This window comes from Pyrococcus kukulkanii (assembly GCF_041647995.1).
GTDB lineage: Archaea > Methanobacteriota_B > Thermococci > Thermococcales > Thermococcaceae > Pyrococcus.
Genome location: NZ_JARRIB010000002.1, coordinates 187994 through 205365, shown reverse-complemented (window position 1 = coordinate 205365; position 17372 = coordinate 187994). Strand labels below are relative to the sequence as shown.

The following is a 17372-nucleotide window of genomic DNA, read 5'->3' as shown; positions in this document are numbered from 1 at the left end:
TGATGCTATGATCAAGGCGGTATTTTTTGACTTCGTTGGGACTTTACTCAGCAATGAGGCTGAAGCTGAGACTCACCTTAAAATAATGGAAGAGGTCGTAAAGGGAACCAATATAGATCCAAAGGAGCTTCTCGGAAAGTATGAAAGGCTAACGAGGGAGGCCTTCTCAAGCTATGCAGGAAAGCCGTTCAAGCCAATAAGAGTAATAGAAGAGGAGATCATGGAGAGGCTTTCCCAGGAATATGGAATAAAGTTCCCTGAGAACTTCTGGGATATCCATTTAAAGATGCACCAAACTTATGGAAGGCTTTACCCAGAAGTGGTTGATGTCCTTAAGGAATTAAGGAGTAAGGGCTACCATGTTGGCTTGATAACGGATTCTGACAATGACTACCTTAAGGCCCACCTCGAAGCCTTGGGAATTCTTAACCTGTTTGATTCGATAACGACGAGCGAGGAAGCAGGCTTCTTTAAGCCCCATCCCAGGGTCTTTGAAGTTGCATTAAAGAAAGCTGGAGTCAGGGGAGAAGAAGCCATATACGTCGGAGATAATCCAGTTAAGGACTGTGGAGGGGCTAGGCAGTTGGATATGCTCTCAGTTCTAGTAGATAGGACGGGAGAAAAGAGGGAGCTTTGGAAGGAGTGTGAGTTCGTAGTTTCCGATCTAAGGGAAGTAATAAAAATAGTAGAAGAATTTAGCGGTCAGTAACGGCAGGGTTCATCACCTTTCAGGGGTAGCAAATTTCATCATTCCAACCTTTTCTTTGCTTCAATTATCCTCTGTATAAACGTTATCCATGCGAGTATTGCAACTAAGTATACCCCCACCCATACAGCGTTCAGTAGCGCTGTTACTATTATGATTATCAACCTTTCCCCCCTCTCCGCTATTCCCACGGCCAAGGTTCCAGAGCCGGCGAGCTCTGCTCTACATCTAGTATAGCTGACCATGTAAGATCCAATAAGGGCCAAAAAAGCTACCCTCCAATCTACTAATTCTCCCAGGGCTATTCCGAACAAGACTGCAGAATCGCTTAGCCTGTCTAGGGTTGAATCGAGGAAACCTCCAAACCTCGTAACTCTCCCGGTAAGCCTTGCAAGGGAACCGTCGAGGGCATCTACAAACGAGCCGAATATTAGTATTATCCCGGCGATAATCTGGTTGCCAAGGTAAAACTCATAGGCAGATAAGAGGGTTATTAAAAGGCCAACGATGGTCAGCTGATTTGGAGTTATCCCGACTTTAGCCATTGGACTTGCTATCTTCTCTAAGTACTTTCTTGTTACTGGTCTTAGCCTGCTCAGCATCTTCTTTAACCTCCACTACCTTCTTGCCCCTTGCCTGTGGGATTATCTTCAGCTTTGCGTTTTTAAATTCCTTTCTGAGCCCCTTGCCCTCTAGTAATCTGTCAAGGAAGACTGCCAAAGCTGCAACTTCACTGTGGGGCTGATTTCCTATGGCCACATTGTAGTCTGCTAGCTCGTAAACCTCCCTGGGAACTTTCTCGGCTCCTACTATTATCATGAAATCATGACCTTCCCTCAACTTCTCTTTCAGTTCGTCGATGACGTCATCTATGTGCAGTCCGTACATCGTTAGGTGAACCTTAATGCCATTAAACTCCTTCATTCTCTTCTTCCAACTCCTATCGAACTCTATAAAGAAGGGACCTCCCCATCTCCTGACTACGTCCTCAACACTCTCCTTTACCTTTTCATCTTTTTCCTCACTTATTATAACTACCCCATCGGCCCCAAAAGCCCTAGCAGTTAGAGCTACGTGGGTCGTTATCCTTTTGTCCCTCTCCGGCCTATGGCCAAGCCTCAGAACCACTATCATCGATAATCACCTGTACGTCATAAGGAGTTTCTCCCAGTAAACTCTAAAGTCTTCCTCCCATTTTATGTCATAGTAGAACTCATAAAATGCCTTAATCGTTCCACTGAGTTTTTCTACGCTAACGGTGTTTAATAGATTCTCAACCTCATCTGGGCTCCCAGAGGTAAATAAGAATAGTGCGAATATTCTTTCATTTTCAGAGTCGAGGAGTGCCAATAGCTCCTTTACCTTCATATAAGTCCTCTTGTCTAACCTGTTGTAGAGGGCATTTAGCAGGCTTTTCTTGGTTATGCCTAGGTATAGCTGTGTCAGTTGTTCGTGGTTATGGGGATCTCCTCCAGGTTCTATCGCAACAAGTTTGTTGTTGAATATCCCTATTTCTTGATAAATTGTCGGGAACCACCTGCTTGAAATGAATTCCTCTCTCGTCCCAAAGAACATGTGCTTGAAGTCTATAACGTACCATTTTCCGGAGATATAGGCTTCAACAAACGGGAATTCCGTACAATCTACGCCATTGTACACGCTAATTACCCTTGCCGGCACGTTGATTGATCTTAGGTAGGCCACCATTAGGAGGTTCGCCTCTATGGGCGATAGAGTTGTCGAATTTTGGAGTACCTGGGGGTTAAGGATCGAAACCCCCTTGTCTTCGAACGTGAAGTGCGTGAAAATATAATTAAAGATTGCTTTTGCTGCCTCTATATCGGACTTTGAACCATTTATTATGGGCATTATACTTTCCCTGAGTGCTTGCCTGTTAATTATTGATGTTGATCCATAAACGTTCTCCCAGTACCTGTCCACGATCGAGTCCATAAATACCCATTCCGATATATTCCCGTACGCCTCCCTTATTTCTTCCTCAGATAACATCCAGGGTTGCCATAGAACGGTAATCTCTTTTTCTGAAACCTTCTTTCCTATCCCCATTTGAGAACCGTACTCAAGGATAACAAATATTCTCGCCCTTTCAAATTCTGGGGGAGTCTTAACCTTAAGTAAAAATGTGTATGTGGAATTTGGGGGCACTGTGACTGATCCTTTTGGAGCCTCAATTATCTTCAGACCCCCTGCGTTCACCTCCAAGTTAATCACCCTAATGTCGGACTGAAGGTTATTGGTGACGGCAATTGGAATTGTTATTATCTTACCCCCGTACGTCTGATTTGGAGCTAGGATCCTTATATTGACCTTAGAATTCTTATCCGTCTTATTCACGACTTTTATCCTCGTCTCGTATATGTTTCCCCTCCAAGTTCTGTGAAGTTCATCCACTATATCTAAGTACACTTTGAGCGTGTAAGTTCCCGGGATTGCCGGTCCCTTAATAGTCCATATCAACTTAGTTGACTCTCCGACTTTAAGGGGGGAAGTAAGTTTGGGGGATCCCACTAGTATGAAATCATCACCCTCTATCTGAAGGTTCGCTGCCAGAATGCCAACCTTCCCTGTATTATTAATCGTTACTATTAAATGGAAAATGTCCCCTGGGCCTATAACGTTCGTATCAAGCTCAAACTTAACCTCAGCAGGGGGCTTTATCAGACATCCAAATGATAGTGATATCAATATTACCACGATAAGCTTTAAATGTTTCATAACTTCACCATATGATTTTTGGAGTGATGTTTAATAAAGTTTGTGAAGTTAAAGATACCGAGGGTGTGTTAACATGATAACCATAACAACGGACTTCGGCCTGAGAAACCCCTATGTAGGTGAAATGAAGGTTGCAATGCTGAGGATAAATCCAGAGGCAAAAATAGTCGATATCACGCATTCCATAACTAGGCACTCAATAGTTGAGGGCTCGTTTGTGATTGAGCAGGTTGTTAAGTACGCACCCCCAGGAACTATTCATGTTGGAGTTATAGATCCTGGGGTTGGAACCGAGAGGAGGGCAGTGGTAATAGAAGGAGAACAGTGGTTGGTAGTTCCCGACAATGGTTTGGCAACGCTACCAATGAAACATATAAAACCGAAGAAGGCCTGGGAGATTGATTTTGAAAGGATAAGGAAGTTTACCGGGTGGAAGATTAGCTCCACATTCCATGGTAGGGACATTTTTGGTCCAGCTGCTGCTTTGATCGATAAAGGTATCGGGCCGGAGGAATTTGCAAAAGAAATTCCTCTAGACAGCCTCCTAACTTTGAATCTAAAGCCGGAAGTTAATGATAATGTGTACACGCTTACCGTAATATACGTGGACGACTTCGGGAATGTAATACTCAACCTTGAAAATTATGAGAGGCCCAAGGAAGTCGAGCTCGTAGATTTTGGGTTGAAAATACCCTACCTGGACACCTACGCTCAAGCGGAAAAAGGAGAGCTCTTAGCACTTCCTGGGAGCCATGACTACCTGGAGATAGCCGTTAACCAAGGATCGGCCGCTGAGGTCCTGAACCTAAAGGTTGGAGATAAGGTTAGAGTTAAGCTATGGAGGTGAGAGTATGAGGGGTCTCTTCGTTGGAAGGTTTCAACCCGTCCACAATGGCCACATAAAAGCTTTAGAATTCGTCTTCTCTCAGGTGGATGAAGTGATAATTGGGATAGGAAGTGCCCAGGCAAGCCACACCCTTAAGAACCCCTTTACGACGGGAGAGAGAATGGAGATGCTCATAAGGGCCTTGGATGAGGCGGGCTTCAAGAAGAGGTACTACCTAATTCCCCTCCCAGACATAAACTTCAACTCCATATGGGTTCCGTACGTTGAAGCCATGGTTCCAAAGTTTGAGGTTGTATTCACGGGAAATTCACTAGTTGCCGAGCTTTTCAGGGAGAGAGGGTATAAGGTTATAGTTCAGCCAATGTTCAGAAAGGACATACTCTCCGCAACCGAGATAAGGAGGAGGATGATCGAGGGAGAGCCCTGGGAAGATCTCGTTCCCAAGAGCGTGGCCGAGTACATAAAGGAGATTAGGGGGGTTGAGAGAATTAGGATGCTCGCGACTAACTTGGAATCCTCGGAGAAAGAGCTCTAGGCCCCAATAAGGATTCCCGAGTATTAGGTGGTTGATATGGACGATATATATAGAAGGCTGAAGGAGATGTTAAGGGCCGATATAATAGACTTAGAGTTCGATGGGGAAAAGATAATAGTTTACGTCCCAAAGGATCAAGTTAGGATTGCAGTCGGGACTGGAGGTGCAGCGGTTAAGGCTGCAGAACTCGTCCTTGGCAGGAAAATCGAGGTGCGGGCGAGATGAGAAAGAGAGAACTTGAGGATTTGGCTATATCTTTCATCGTTTTATTGCTCATATTCTCAGACTTTAGGCCTAGGTTAATGCTATTCGTAGCTCCGGCCCTCTTCACGGCATTTGTCCTTCACGAACTTGCCCATAGACAGGTAGCGAGGCACTATGGGTACGTAGCATATTACAAGAGGTGGGACTTTGGAATAGCGGTGGCACTCGTTCTGGGGATGCTTTCCAAGCTCTTAACGGGATCTTCCTGGGTTTTCGCAGCCGTAGGTGCCGTGTACATCTACGCTCCCTACCAGTACTGGCAGGACAGAAGGAGCGAGGGTATGATAGCCCTGGCAGGTCCGTTAACTAACATTTTGGTCGCAATCACTGCTATAGCAATCCTTAAGGTAGTCTCAATGAATCCCTATGCTTGGCTACTCTTATCGTACATGGCCCACGTTAACGCTTGGCTAGCCTTCTTCAACCTCCTACCTTTTCCACCACTTGATGGGTTTAAGGTGTTCAAGTGGAACCCTGGTTACTGGGCGGTTCTTGAAGGCCTATCATTCATGCTTTACCATGTTTAAATGCTCCAACCTCCCAATCTTTCTAAAACCTTTTTAGCCATTTTAAGTCCAATGTTAACGCTTTCCTCTATTCCTTTCCCTTTAACCAAACCAGCCAAGAATCCACCCGCGAACGCATCCCCAGCTCCCGTTGGGTCTACAACCTTAGCGGGCAACGCTGGAAACTCTTGAAATTCCCCGTCATATACTAAAACACCTTTATTCCCCCTGGTTATCACAATAATCTCCGCACCCCAGGAGTGAAGTTCTTCTGCGGCCTTCTTAACCTCCTTATGTCCCGTGAGGATCTCAGCTTCGACTTCATTTGGAAATATCACATAGCTTTTCGATATTATCTCCTTAACGAGCTCCTTCTCTTTCCTGTAGTCTTCGTAGTAAGTTGGACTGAAATCCAAGCTTATCTTCCTCTCACTCAGTCTATTCACGAGTTTTAATTGTTCCTTTAGAGGAGTTGGGGCTATATGGAAGATCTTTGCCATTAGGTAATCCTGGGGAATTGAAACTTCTCCCATCCTCTCTGCAACTCCCACTTCAACTGGAGCTTCAACGCTTCCATCTTCCCTATAGATCATCCAAACGTGGAGCGTTTTACCAGGCAAAATCTGGACTCCTCTAACGTCCACATGCTTGGAGAGCTTCTCCAGCCATTCCCCTGGGAAATCCGTTCCTATCTTAGTCACTAAGCCAACCTTTGCGCCCGCTAGGGAGGCTGATATCGCTACATTGGCTCCAGCTCCTCCTGGGGTCTCGATCTTCTTTCCATCAGGTAGAATTATCGTGTCTATTGATAGATGACCTACAACGACAAGCTCTACCATTTTCCTTCCCCGTAGAACGTTTAGATTGACATTGAAAAGATTTTAAAGAGAGGCATTAAGAGTGTTTTGGTGGTTCCATGGAAGAAGTCTTCCAGAACGAGATAATCAAGGAGATCTTAGCTAAATACAGGAGGATTTGGGCTATAAGTCATGCACAAAGCGTTCTTAGCTGGGATCTCGAAGTAAACATGCCCAAAGAGGGAATTATGGAGAGATCAGTGGCCCAGGGAGAGCTCTCAGTCCTCTCCCAGGAACTCCTACTAAGGCCAGACTTCGTTGAGCTGGTTGAGAAGGCCAAGGATCAGGAGCTCAACGAGTACGAGAAGGGAGTAGTTAGGGTCCTCGATAGGTCTATTAGAATAACCAAGTCATTCCCACCCGAGTTCTTAAGGGAGGTAAGCGAAGTTACAGCCCAAGCCACAAAGGCCTGGGAGGAGGCTAAGGCCAAGGATGATTTCTCGAAGTTTGAGCCCTGGCTCGACAAGATAATTGACTTGGCAAAGAGGGCCGCTGACTACCTGGGCTATGAGGAAGAACCCTATGATGCTCTCCTTGACTTGTATGAGGAGGGACTAAGGACTAAGGACGTAATTAGGATGTTCGATAAGCTTGAGAAGGATCTCAAACCACTGCTCGACAAGATATTAGAGGAGGGCAAAGTTCCCAGGGAGCATCCCCTAGAGAAGGAGAAGTACGAGAAGGAGTGGATGGAGAAGGTTAACCTCTGGATCCTCGAGAAGTTCGGCTTCCCGCTTGGCACAAGGGCTAGGATAGACATTTCAGCCCACCCATTCACTACGGAGTTTGGAATCAAAGATGTGAGGATCACCACGAGATATGAAGGCTTCGACTTCAGGAGGACTGTCCTCAGCACGATCCACGAGTTTGGGCATGCCCTCTACGAGCTCCAGCAGGACGAGAGGTTCATGTTCACCCCCATCGCGGGAGGCGTTAGCCTGGGAATACACGAGAGCCAAAGCAGGTTCTGGGAGAACGTAATTGGAAGGAGCAAAGAGTTCGTCGAGCTACTCTATCCAGTGCTTAAGGAGAATCTCCCGTTCATTGAGGAGTACACGCCCGAGGATGTCTACCTGTACTTCAATATGGTGAGGCCTGACTTCATAAGGACTGAAGCCGATGTAGTTACGTACAATTTCCACATAATCCTGAGGTTCAAGCTCGAGAGGATGATGCTGAACGAGGGAGTTAAGGCCAAGGATCTTCCTGAGCTCTGGAACGAGGAGATGGAGAGACTCCTCGGCATAAGGCCGAAAACGTACAGGGAGGGAATACTTCAGGACATACACTGGGCCCACGGTAGCATAGGCTACTTCCCCACTTACAGCATAGGGACGATACTCGCGGCACAGCTCTACTACCACATGAAGAAGGATTTGGACGTTGAGGCAAAAGTTGCTGAGGGAGACTTCGAGCCGATAAAGGCATGGCTCAGGGAGAAGATACATCGCTGGGGCTCAATTTATCCGCCTAAGGAGCTACTTAAGAGGGCCATCGGAGAAGAAATGGATGCAGAGTACTTTATCAGGTGGGTTAGGGAGAGGTACCTCTAACCTTTATTTCTCTTTTTGGAGGGTGTGGACAGTGAATGAGAATTTTACAGATGTTACAGTAGAGTGGGCTCGAAAGTACATTGAGCGTTATCCCGAAAAGAGAGATAAAGTCATTGAGGGGCTTTGAACTACGCGAGGGGATATTATAAGGTTCTCACCGGAAAAGAATTGCCTCAAGACCTTGTGTTGGTTGTAGAAGAGAGGCTTAGGAAAGAATTTTAATTTTATGTGATTAATTAATGCTAGGTAATGCTTAAATATGATGCATGTGTTCAGTGTACTGGGTGCAGTAAAGTGGTGAAAACTATAACGATATCCGATGATGTGTATGAAGAGCTGGTTAGGATAAAGGGGAATAGATCATTTAGTGAATTACTTAGGGATCTTCTCAGAGAGAAGAAGGGGAATATAGATATTTTGAAGCATATTTGCGGTATCTTCAGTGAGGAGGAGTACGAGGAAACAAAGAAGAGGCTTAAAGAAATTGAGGAGGAGTTTGAGAAATGGGGGCAGTCCTTGATACGAACATAATACTCGAGCTTGGTAGAAAAGGTGGAGGAAGAGATATTTTCGAGAAAATATCATCTATTGACAATACTTTTTACATAACTTCTATAACAAAATTCGAAGTTCTTATAGGGTTCCCCAGAAAGGACGAACTAATGTGGTTGGAGTTACTTCCTGAGCTTCCTTTTGACGGTAAATGTGCTGAAGTGGCCTCTTATATACATAGAAAATTACGAGAAAGGGGAACTCCTTTATCCCTCCGAGATCTGTTTATAGCATCCATAGCAATCGCCAATAATTTGGCGTTAATAACAATGGACGAAGACTTTACCGTCTTGAGGGATATGGGATTCGAGATCCATCTTATAAAGGGGGAATTTTAATGAAGTTTAGCCACTTCATAAAATCTTTTAAGGAACCAATGATAGCCCTAAGCAACGCCCCCTACAGGGGAGGGCTAACCAAGGCTAACGGCTTCTTCTTCATGATGGTTCACGAGAACTACTCCGGAAACTACAAGAAAGATTGCAGAAGGTTCGAAGAGGAGCACAACCTCAAGAACTTCGTTGGCTTCATGACTGCGGCTGATGTGGAAAAGGTACTCGCGGTGGCAAAGAAGGGTAGCGTCACAGCTTACGTTACGGCCGGAATAACTAATCCCGCAATAGCCGGTGATGAACCTCCCCCTTGGAGCCCGGGAACCATAAATATTGCCTTGGTAATAGAGGAAGGACTAACGGTTGGAGCTCTCGTGAACGCGGTGATGACGGCTACGGAGGCAAAAACCTACACCCTCTTGACGATGGGCTATAAAGCCACTGGAACGACGAGCGATGGAATCGGGGTTTTCGCGTTTGAAGGGGATATTGAGTGGGCCGGAACTGCAACTAGACTTGGAATAAACATTGGAAAAGCAGTGAGGAAAGCTTTGGAGGAAAGCATAAAGAAGTGGTGCGAACTCTAACTCTTCGTCCTCATAAGCTTCTCGTACAGCTCTTCAACCTTTCTTGAGACGTCCTCAGGCGAAAATCCTGCCTTTACCGCTAACCAAGTGGCTCCTCCAGCTCCAACACCTTCCTTCACGTAGCCTCTTTCGTAATCCTGGAGCCCTTTGAACTTGCTATTAGAGAAGTCCAAGTCGGCCGAGTAAGTTATTATCCCTATCTCCCTAGCGGTCTCGACGAAGGTCGCACTTTTATCCTGAACTATCCACTTGGTGGTGGCTATCATGAACCTGTCCATGTCCTCCCCTAGAGCCTTTAACACGGCAGCAACAGCCAGCATCTGGGTTCCCCCGGCGAGCACTACGCTCTTTCTGAATCCTAGCGATAATCCAACAACTGTTGCGATCATTGGATCTCCGAACTGCCTTATCGCTTCTATTGGCTTATCCTTTAGGCTCCCTTTTTCCATTCCGACTCTCTTGAATCCCTCCTCTATTACCTTCCTCTTAAGTTCCTGGGGATTTGATGGCGAGGCTGAGGATGTTTTTGCTTCGTAACCTAGGGCCCATAGAACGGCCTGAGCGGTTGTTGTTCCTCCTGGGGTTGACTCCCCTATTACCAGCTCCTCTATGTTAGCCTTGTTCAGCTCTTCCCCAAGTAACTTGGCCCTCTCAATTATTTCCTCAACTTCTGGAAGTGCAGGTTCTCTCCTGAAGTCCCTCCCAACCTTGTCGCTGATGTGAACGTGGGGAAGCATCGGAGGCAGGTAAGTTCCTCCCCTAACCACGAGAATCGGAAACTTGGCAAGTTCCTTTGCTGCCTTGGTTATTATGGCTGGAGTTGGATGCCCCTCGGGGGTTACGGGTATCGCGTCTATAATCTTGGGCTTTTCATAGAAGAGGTACTCAGCATCTGCAGGAGGAGTAAGCTTTGTCAGCTCGGGAGTTGCTCCCGCAACGCTTATCCCAGGAATTAAGCTTATCTCAGTGTTCCCCAGGACTAGAACGAAGAGGCTCTTCATCCCACCACCGTTGGAGAAATTATCCAAGGATTTATATTCTTTGCTATAACTCATTTTGGGATGGGGAATGGGTAAGGCTTTAATGATCCTGGGGACTTCATCTGGAGCTGGAAAGTCCCTCTTGGCCACTGCCCTATGCAGGATTTTCTCGAATATGGGTTATGACGTTGTCCCCTTCAAGAGCCAGAACATGAGCCTCAACTCCGCGCCAACGATAGAGGGAGGGGAGATAAGCAGAGCCCAGTATTTGCAGGCAATCGCCTGCAGGAAGAAGCCCTCGGTAAAGTTCAACCCCATCCTCCTCAAACCAGAGGGGAACATGAGGAGCCAGGTAGTCTTCATGGGGAAGCCCATTGGAAGCGTTTCAGCAAGGGATTACATGCTGTCCCGGAAGGAGGAGTTGTTTAGGAAAGCAATGGCCGTTCTAGATGAGCTCAAGGAGAAGCACGACCTCGTGATAATTGAGGGGGCCGGGAGTCCCGTTGAGATAAACCTCAAGGACTACGACATAGCGAACACCAGGGTTATGCTCCACGCCAAGGCAAAGGGGATTCTCGTTACGGACATAGACCGGGGAGGCAGTTTTGCATCAATAGTTGGCACGATGGAGCTCCTAAAACCGGAGGAGAAGGAGGCGATAATAGGCTTCGTCTTCAACAAGTTCCGCGGAGATCCCTCACTCCTCGAGCCGGGCTTTGAGTACCTAGAGGAACGCTACGGGAAGCCAACCCTGGGGGTTATTCCCTACGTGGAGCACCGCCTTCCCGAGGAGGATTCTCTCGTGGAGTTTCCAAAGGTTAAGGGCGAGCTCCACATTCAAATTATAAAGCTCCTCCACATGAGCAACTTCACAGATTTTGAACCCCTGCATTGGGCCAATGGAGTTGACTACGTAACTAGGCCTGAGGAAATTAAGGGTGATCTGATAATAATCCCAGGGAGTAAGAATACCGTTGAGGATCTGCTCTGGTTAAGGCGAGAGGGTTTCGAGGATGCTATAATAGAGGCCCACCGCGAGGGTTCGTTCGTGGTTGGAATCTGTGGTGGCTTTCAAATGCTTGGGGAGAAGATAGTTGACAACGTTGAGTCCAAGCGTGGGGTTGTTAAGGGCATTGGTCTTTTGCCCGCAAAAACAGTATTCTCAAAGGTAAAGAGGACGAACCACCTTAAGGCTGAAATCCTGTGGGGGCCTGCCAAGGGTATGAGCGTGGAGGGCTACGAGATAAGGTTTGGTAGGAGCACCTCCAAGAGGCCTTTCTCCATTATAACTGCCGTAAACGGGGCAAAGGCTCTGGAACCCGAGGGTGCCGTTGGCGAGAGGGCGTTTGGAACATACCTCCACGGAATCTTCCACAACTTCTCCTTTACTGAGCGTTTCCTGAACTTCCTTAGGAGGGAGAAAGGTTTGGAGCCGGTATCAATTGAGGAGTGGAGCATAGAGGAGGAGATTGAGAGGTTTGCCAGAATCGTTGAGGAGAACCTTGACATAAAGGGAATTTTAGAAAGGTTAAGCCTATATTGAGTATGGAGCTTTCCTGAAGTCTTCGTCCATCGTGACAATTGTAAGTCCTTTTAGACTGGCTACCGCACATTGATATGTACCGTCAAAACCATTTTTCAAATGTGAATCAACCACAAGGCGATTCAACAATGACATTTGGCAATATGTCTTGGAGGAACTCTAAAAAAGTGTTAGGTTGTCCTAGTCTGGAGAGGATAATTCCAATGGAATGCAAGGTAAAATCGGTAATTGTGAGCTCTCCAGAATGTTCTTTTAGGAATTGTTTGGCTATTTCAGCTTTCCTCTGTTTTAGCAATATTTCAAGAAATACGTTGGTGTCAAAATCAGATATATTTACTCGCCACTCCAAGGCTTTGTGCTGGAGCTCTACTGAGCTCATATTCACGTCTTTTAACTTGCCTTCCCACGTAAATTTGAATTCGTGTCTCTTTTGTTTTCTATACTTTATTTGCATATTCTACGAGCTCTTTTGAGCCTCAAGAGGCAGTTGTGTGAAAATTTTTTAGATATCCTCCATTATTGCCACTTACAAGACTTTTATTCTCCTACTTCCTTAAATCCCTCACTGGACAATTGTCATAATTAAAAGCGTTCCCGCCCTAGTTATTTCGGCAACTGCACCTATGCAGTCTCCGTTAAGCCCTCCAAAGTTCTTAAGGGAAATGTGTATTGCATAAGCTCCTAAAACTAAGCCTAGAAGTGAAACTGTGGCCCTGGGATAGGACACTAAAATGAGGATCACAAGGATGATGTATAGGGCCGTTCCGACTACCATGCTTCTCCTGTTCATACCTTCCATGAAGTACGCTCCAAGTCCCTTTCCCAGGGGCCTCTTTGTCGCTAAGGCCAGTAGCATCGCGTACTTCGAGTTCAGCTCTCCCAAATACAGGGAGTAGAAGGGAGCCCTTTCAAGCGAGTACACCTGAACTAACAAAACAACAACTACCGCGAAAATACCGGCTATCCCTGTATTTACGTCTTTCATTGCCTTTATCTTCCTCTCCCTGTCTCCCTTGACCATTATCCCGTCGGCCCAATCCGCAAGGCCGTCAAGGTGAAGCAGGCCAATGGTGAAGTAGAGGGCCAAAACCGCAAGCAAATTCCCCATCGGCAGTTTGAGGTACAGGATTAGAGTTGGCAGAAGGGAGGTTATAACGGCAACGAGCGGAAAGGCCCAAACTTCCTCCCTGGCCTTTTCAAAGTCACCTTTAATTGGAATCCTCGTCAGGAATGGAGTCAGGTTTCGCATAGTCACTCAACCTCTTCCCCAGCGGACTTCATAATGCGCCTGATTATTGCATCAGAGATCCAGAATCCTTTCTCTCTCAGTTCCTTTAGAACAGGAAATACCTGTTTAATAATTCCTCTCTTTTTTGCCAATAATATCACACCTGCAGTTCCAATGATATTGAGGCCAAGATCCTCTGCAAACTTCCTGGCCTTTAAGTCATCAAGAATGATAATATCAGCATTCAGCTCGAGGGCTAGTGCAATGGCTTCTGCTTCTCCTTTTCCAAGTGAGTAAGAGAGTACTTTCACGAATTTTTCGTCTGAAACTGGTCTTACAATAACCCAGCTTGGGAGTTTTTCTCCGAATTCTTCGGCTACAGCGGGCGGTATTATTATCTCCTCGAAGAGTTTCCGCAAAATGTCAAGATGTCTTATATTTGATAGTCCAATAAGCGGGCTTGTATTGGAAACAACGATCATACAAGACCCTCGACAGTTTTTACGTCTTTTTCTGCCTCTTCTTCAGTGTAGTTAATTGGGATCTTTCTCTTTCTTAATTCATATAGGAATTCCCTAACAGTGAGACCAGCAAATTCAGCAGCTTTTCCTAGACTAAGCTTTCCTTCCCTATATAGTTCAATTGCGGCAAGCAACATTATTTCTTTCTCAGGCTTGGGTCCCAGCAGTCCTTTAATGTCCTCTGGTATTTCCATATTGTTCACCTAATCTTTGTTGTGACGTGTAATTTTATCAGCTTTTATCTTCAAAGAGCTTAGTCATGCACCCAGCTATTAAACCTCCTATCGCATCGTCGAGGAACGGTGGGAGCTCCTTTAATATACCCGGTTTTCTTGTATCGTAGTAGAAGAAGTTGAAGAGGGCGAACTTTCCCCCGATGTACTCGGCTATGTTTATCCCTATCAGTTCGTCCGCAATGAGATTAACGGGATCCCCCTCAACTTTGAAGTTCTCCTCAAGGAGGATTGCGGAAAGCAGGAGGGCTTGAACGTTTATATCTTCAAGGTACCTGAGGAGTAGGGAGTGTAGCTTTTCCTTGATTTTATCTTTGTCTTCCCCTATGTAGAGCTCTAGGGCAGTGTCTATGATTGCTTGTATGGTTATTCCTTTCTCCTCAAGTTTCCTTAAGATCATATTCATTTTCATGGCTTATTCCCCTAGAGTATCTTTAATAGTTCAGGGGGAGAATAAACGACAATCTTGTCTTTAAGGGCGTTCTTTAGTTTTAAATCTCCTGTTAATAAGGGGACTTTAAGTGCTATATAAGGAATACCTTCAGGGTCGGGAGTTATCGCTTTAGCTTCCTCTACTCCCAGCCTCACGATTTCATCCGGAACGGCAATAATTTGTGACTTGATTATATTGAAAATGATATCATATTCTTCTTCCTCTTTCTTCTTAAGCTCCCGCCAGAAGTAAGAGGGAACAAAGAATCTAACAGCTTGTGTAATATGGTTAACAAGGAATAACCTATACGAAACTCCTTTGTTATATAGAGCGGAGAATACGACATTATAATCTAAAGCAACATCCATCTAAATCACTCCATAATATTTTGCAACTTCCCTTGCTACCTCTTTTTTGAGCTTTTCTGCTTCTTCTTCGTCAGTTATTTTATCTTTTTATTATCTCTTCAAACTTTCTTGCCTCTTCTATGGGCTTTTCTAACTCCTCGATGACATCAACGATGAGCTTTCTCTCAAGGGCTTTTCTTAAGTCTTCGTCCCATTCATTTGGGATAGTTAACTTAAAGACTATTTCTCCCATTTTATTTTCACCCTGCACTATTCTTAATTTGTTATGTATATTTACGCTTTGTCTCTCTTAACTGCAATTTTAATAAATGGTGCCCATTTTTCCATCATGGACATTTTAATCTTCGCGCTACTCTGGGATCTGCTCTTGGGGGAGCCTCCCACCAAACTTCACCCGGTCGTGTGGTTTGGTCACTTAATTAGTGCACTTGACAGAAGATGGAAGCGTAGAAGTCCTGCCCTTGACTTCCTCGCTGGATGTTTAGTTGCGTTAGCCGTTATCGCTTTTGCCTTTGCTCTTTCGCTCCTTCCTGGGCATCTTCCGTCCCCCCTGAACTACTTCCTAGCGACTTACCTCCTTAAGTCCTCATTCGCCATAAGAAGCCTCTATGAGCACGTGGCAAGGACGATTACCGAGGATGTAGAGGAGATGAGAAGGGCAGTATCCATGATCGTGAGTAGAAATGTTAAATCACTTGATAGGCCCCACTTAATCTCGGCCTCAATCGAAAGCCTTGCAGAGAACTTGAACGATTCCGTAGTTGCCCCCCTGTTCTACTACCTCCTGTTTGGCCTTCCTGGGGCCCTAATCTACAGGGCGGTGAACACTTTAGATGCGATGATTGGTTATAGGAACGAGAGGTACGAGTACTTCGGTAAATTCTCTGCGAGGCTTGACGATGCCTTGAACTTCATCCCTGCGAGGATTACAGTTCTGCTCTTCCTTCCCTTTGGCCCCAGGAAGGTTATAAGGCACTATAAGCTCGCCAAGTATAAGATAAACTCGGACAAGCCGATAGCCGCGATGTCGGCTATCCTTGGGGTGTGGCTTGAAAAGCCTAGCTATTACAGGTTCCCTGGGAGGGAGCCCCAGCTTGAAGACGTGAAGAGGGCCCTGAGGGTTTACTGGTTAGTTGTGGTTGAGTGGCTACTCTTTGTCCTGCTTTTAAAAGAGTTGGTAGTTGGATTACCAAAATATTTTTAAAGTCTTGGTAGTGCAATTACCAACATGATTGAACACTTCAATCCATGGTGGAGGGGAAGGTTCGAGGATGATGAAGACTACCGAAAGTGGAAGGAGAGTGAGATTAAATGGATACCCAAAGAAATTAGTGAGATTTCTCTTGACTCTTTCTCCCTGAATTTCCTGTTTGGGCCCAGACAAGTTGGCAAAACCACTCTCCTAAAACTCCTGATAAAAAAGCTTCTTGACGAAGAAGTTGACCCAATGGCGGTATTCTACCTGAGGTGTGACTATATTGAGGATTATAAGGAGTTAATTAATGTCTTGGATGAATATTTTGAGATGAGAGAAGTTGAAGGTATTGAAAGCTCTTACATATTCTTGGATGAGATAACGTTCCCAAGGGAGTGGTTTAGAGCGATAAAGCTGTACGTAGACATGGGCAAGTTTAGAAACGATGTCCTGGTTTTGACTGGATCCGTTAGCATGTACCTGAAGGGAGAAGTTGAGACTTTCCCTGGGAGAAGGGGGAAAGGAAGGGATATTATTATGTATCCTTTGAGCTTTAGGGAATTCGTTCGCGTAGCATCTCCTGAAGTCTACAAGAACATCCCGCGGGTTAGCGATCCCTTTGAGGCGGATGAGTGCATCGATGCTAAACCTTGGACTAATGAGCTTCGAATACTTTTCTCCCTTTACTTGAAGAGTGGTGGGTTTCCTAGGGCTGTCAAGGATGTTCTCAAGTCTGGCAGGGTCAGCGAAGAAACCTACGAAACGTATTTGGCGTGGGTTAGGGGAGATATCTTGAGGCTTGGAAAGAGCGAGTGGGTAGTTAAGAGGATTATAAAGGCGATACTTGAGAAGGCTCCATCTCCTCTTGGCTGGAATACGTTGGCAAAAGAAATTGACGTTGGTTCTCATAAGACCGTTTTTAGATACATAGAGTTCCTTGAGAAGGCTTTTATTGTGAAAGTTTTGCCGTATCTTGACCCAAACACGCTCGAGCCGAACTATAAAAAGGAGAAGAAGGTTCATCTGACTGATCCCTTTTTGTATCACCTCTTCTCAAAGTGGTGCCTTGTCGAGGAGCCTGGGATTGATAAGATAGTTGAGGGTGTCGTTGCCTCTCACCTTGCTAGGAGGTACGAGGTTGGCTATTGGAGGAATAGCAGTGAAATTGACATAGTAACTAGGGAAGGAGTTGGCTTTGAGGTTAAGTGGAGGAAAAATCCTGGGGCTTCAAAAGCTCATGTTGGGAAGATACGGGAGGTTATCACGCTATCCAAAGAAGGATTTTCACGGGATCCTCTAATGATTCCTGCTTATGTCTTTCTTGCATGCTTTGATGTATAGTCTCTCTAGAGTAAGATTTCGGGACTACAAGTTTCGTGTAAGTTTGAGTTGAAAT

The 17372-nt window shown here is 45.6% G+C and carries 24 protein-coding genes and 1 other RNA gene; 12 read left to right on the top strand and 13 right to left on the bottom strand.

All coding sequences use genetic code 11. The features are described 5' to 3' along the window. The first annotated feature begins 7 nt into the window (after positions 1 to 7). The gene (locus tag P8X24_RS05200) at positions 8 to 709 is read left to right on the top strand and encodes a TIGR02253 family HAD-type hydrolase (protein ID WP_372914391.1); all 702 of its coding nucleotides are present in this window, start codon (positions 8 to 10) and stop codon (positions 707 to 709) included. Here P8X24_RS05200 and P8X24_RS05195 read toward each other — a convergent pair. The 4 genes from P8X24_RS05195 to P8X24_RS05180 form a co-directional block, all read right to left on the bottom strand. After that, positions 700 to 755, bottom strand: an RNA gene (locus P8X24_RS05195) — C/D box small nucleolar RNA. The two genes, P8X24_RS05200 and P8X24_RS05195, sit on opposite strands and share 10 nt — an antisense overlap. Further along, positions 748 to 1308 carry an archaetidylinositol phosphate synthase gene (pgsA, locus tag P8X24_RS05190; protein WP_372914390.1) on the bottom strand — a complete coding sequence of 187 codons (561 nt, stop codon included), beginning with the start codon at positions 1306 to 1308 and terminating at the stop codon, positions 748 to 750. The genes P8X24_RS05195 and pgsA overlap by 8 nt, the downstream gene beginning before the upstream one ends. Next, positions 1244 to 1840 (bottom strand): tRNA (cytidine(56)-2'-O)-methyltransferase, encoded by a 597-nt coding sequence (locus P8X24_RS05185; RefSeq protein ID WP_372914389.1) that lies wholly within the window; start codon positions 1838 to 1840, stop codon positions 1244 to 1246. Before P8X24_RS05185 ends, pgsA begins: the two co-directional genes overlap by 65 nt. Positions 1841 to 1846: 6 nt before the next feature. After that, positions 1847 to 3442, bottom strand: a complete 1596-nt coding sequence (locus P8X24_RS05180; RefSeq protein WP_372914388.1) for a transglutaminase domain-containing protein — start codon at positions 3440 to 3442, stop codon at positions 1847 to 1849. Between the two features lie 73 nt (positions 3443 to 3515). Between P8X24_RS05180 and P8X24_RS05175 the strand changes: the two genes are divergently transcribed. The 4 genes from P8X24_RS05175 to P8X24_RS05160 are packed head-to-tail and all read left to right on the top strand — an operon-like array spanning position 3516 to position 5615. Continuing rightward, entirely contained in the window at positions 3516 to 4289 is a 774-nt protein-coding gene (locus P8X24_RS05175; RefSeq protein ID WP_372914387.1) for an SAM hydrolase/SAM-dependent halogenase family protein, read from the top strand. Positions 4290 to 4293: 4 nt separating this feature from the next. Next, positions 4294 to 4824, top strand: coding sequence for a nicotinamide-nucleotide adenylyltransferase (locus tag P8X24_RS05170; protein WP_372914386.1), 531 nt, complete (start codon positions 4294 to 4296; stop codon positions 4822 to 4824). Positions 4825 to 4860: 36 nt separating this feature from the next. Beyond that, entirely contained in the window at positions 4861 to 5049 is a 189-nt protein-coding gene (locus P8X24_RS05165; protein WP_372914385.1) for a transcription elongation factor NusA, read from the top strand. Next, positions 5046 to 5615, top strand: coding sequence for a site-2 protease family protein (locus tag P8X24_RS05160; RefSeq protein WP_068320590.1), 570 nt, complete (start codon positions 5046 to 5048; stop codon positions 5613 to 5615). The genes P8X24_RS05165 and P8X24_RS05160 overlap by 4 nt, the downstream gene beginning before the upstream one ends. Here P8X24_RS05160 and P8X24_RS05155 read toward each other — a convergent pair. Beyond that, entirely contained in the window at positions 5612 to 6433 is an 822-nt protein-coding gene (locus P8X24_RS05155; protein WP_372914384.1) for a carbohydrate kinase family protein, read from the bottom strand. The two genes, P8X24_RS05160 and P8X24_RS05155, sit on opposite strands and share 4 nt — an antisense overlap. A 77-nt stretch (positions 6434 to 6510) precedes the next feature. Between P8X24_RS05155 and P8X24_RS05150 the strand changes: the two genes are divergently transcribed. The 4 genes from P8X24_RS05150 to P8X24_RS05135 all read left to right on the top strand — a co-directional run bounded on the left by P8X24_RS05150 (position 6511) and on the right by P8X24_RS05135 (position 9475). Next, positions 6511 to 8004 carry a carboxypeptidase M32 gene (locus P8X24_RS05150; RefSeq protein WP_372914383.1) on the top strand — a complete coding sequence of 498 codons (1494 nt, stop codon included), beginning with the start codon at positions 6511 to 6513 and terminating at the stop codon, positions 8002 to 8004. A 294-nt stretch (positions 8005 to 8298) separates the two neighbouring features. Beyond that, entirely contained in the window at positions 8299 to 8535 is a 237-nt protein-coding gene (locus P8X24_RS05145) for an antitoxin VapB family protein (RefSeq protein ID WP_372817590.1), read from the top strand. Further along, on the top strand, positions 8508 to 8894 hold the full coding sequence (locus P8X24_RS05140; protein WP_372914382.1) for a type II toxin-antitoxin system VapC family toxin: 387 nt from the start codon (positions 8508 to 8510) through the stop codon (positions 8892 to 8894). The genes P8X24_RS05145 and P8X24_RS05140 overlap by 28 nt, the downstream gene beginning before the upstream one ends. Then, the gene (locus P8X24_RS05135; RefSeq protein WP_372914381.1) at positions 8894 to 9475 is read left to right on the top strand and encodes an adenosylcobinamide amidohydrolase; all 582 of its coding nucleotides are present in this window, start codon (positions 8894 to 8896) and stop codon (positions 9473 to 9475) included. Before P8X24_RS05140 ends, P8X24_RS05135 begins: the two co-directional genes overlap by 1 nt. Here the strand turns inward: P8X24_RS05135 and cobT are convergent. Beyond that, positions 9472 to 10476 carry a nicotinate mononucleotide-dependent phosphoribosyltransferase CobT gene (cobT, locus tag P8X24_RS05130; RefSeq protein ID WP_372914380.1) on the bottom strand — a complete coding sequence of 335 codons (1005 nt, stop codon included), beginning with the start codon at positions 10474 to 10476 and terminating at the stop codon, positions 9472 to 9474. The genes P8X24_RS05135 and cobT overlap by 4 nt on opposite strands. Positions 10477 to 10543: 67 nt before the next feature. Between cobT and P8X24_RS05125 the strand changes: the two genes are divergently transcribed. After that, positions 10544 to 11998, top strand: a complete 1455-nt coding sequence (locus tag P8X24_RS05125) for a cobyric acid synthase (protein ID WP_372914379.1) — start codon at positions 10544 to 10546, stop codon at positions 11996 to 11998. A 106-nt stretch (positions 11999 to 12104) separates the two neighbouring features. Here P8X24_RS05125 and P8X24_RS05120 read toward each other — a convergent pair whose 3' ends face one another. The 7 genes from P8X24_RS05120 to P8X24_RS05090 all read right to left on the bottom strand — a co-directional run bounded on the left by P8X24_RS05120 (position 12105) and on the right by P8X24_RS05090 (position 15013). After that, positions 12105 to 12452, bottom strand: a complete 348-nt coding sequence (locus P8X24_RS05120) for a hypothetical protein (protein WP_372914378.1) — start codon at positions 12450 to 12452, stop codon at positions 12105 to 12107. Positions 12453 to 12560: 108 nt separating this feature from the next. Then, positions 12561 to 13247, bottom strand: a complete 687-nt coding sequence (gene cobS / locus P8X24_RS05115) for an adenosylcobinamide-GDP ribazoletransferase (RefSeq protein ID WP_372914377.1) — start codon at positions 13245 to 13247, stop codon at positions 12561 to 12563. Positions 13248 to 13249: 2 nt separating this feature from the next. Then, on the bottom strand, positions 13250 to 13708 hold the full coding sequence (locus tag P8X24_RS05110) for a DUF3368 domain-containing protein (RefSeq protein WP_372914376.1): 459 nt from the start codon (positions 13706 to 13708) through the stop codon (positions 13250 to 13252). After that, positions 13705 to 13941, bottom strand: coding sequence for a UPF0175 family protein (locus P8X24_RS05105; protein WP_372914375.1), 237 nt, complete (start codon positions 13939 to 13941; stop codon positions 13705 to 13707). The genes P8X24_RS05110 and P8X24_RS05105 overlap by 4 nt, the downstream gene beginning before the upstream one ends. A gap of 37 nt (positions 13942 to 13978) precedes the next feature. Next, positions 13979 to 14392 (bottom strand): alpha-ribazole phosphatase CobZ, encoded by a 414-nt coding sequence (gene cobZ / locus P8X24_RS05100; protein ID WP_372914374.1) that lies wholly within the window; start codon positions 14390 to 14392, stop codon positions 13979 to 13981. 11 nt (positions 14393 to 14403) lie between these two features. Further along, the gene (locus P8X24_RS05095) at positions 14404 to 14781 is read right to left on the bottom strand and encodes a PIN domain-containing protein (protein WP_372914373.1); all 378 of its coding nucleotides are present in this window, start codon (positions 14779 to 14781) and stop codon (positions 14404 to 14406) included. Positions 14782 to 14860: 79 nt separating this feature from the next. Then, a complete protein-coding gene (locus tag P8X24_RS05090; protein ID WP_372914372.1) occupies positions 14861 to 15013 on the bottom strand; it encodes a hypothetical protein in 153 nt (50 codons plus the stop codon). A gap of 96 nt (positions 15014 to 15109) precedes the next feature. On the opposite strand from P8X24_RS05090, the gene cbiB reads away from it, so the two are divergent. Both cbiB and P8X24_RS05080 read left to right on the top strand, forming a co-directional pair. After that, entirely contained in the window at positions 15110 to 15985 is an 876-nt protein-coding gene (gene cbiB, locus P8X24_RS05085) for an adenosylcobinamide-phosphate synthase CbiB (protein ID WP_372914371.1), read from the top strand. A gap of 24 nt (positions 15986 to 16009) precedes the next feature. Beyond that, positions 16010 to 17317: an ATP-binding protein gene (locus P8X24_RS05080; RefSeq protein WP_372914370.1), complete on the top strand. Its 1308-nt coding sequence runs from the start codon at positions 16010 to 16012 to the stop codon at positions 17315 to 17317. The last annotated feature ends 55 nt before the right edge of the window (positions 17318 to 17372 follow it).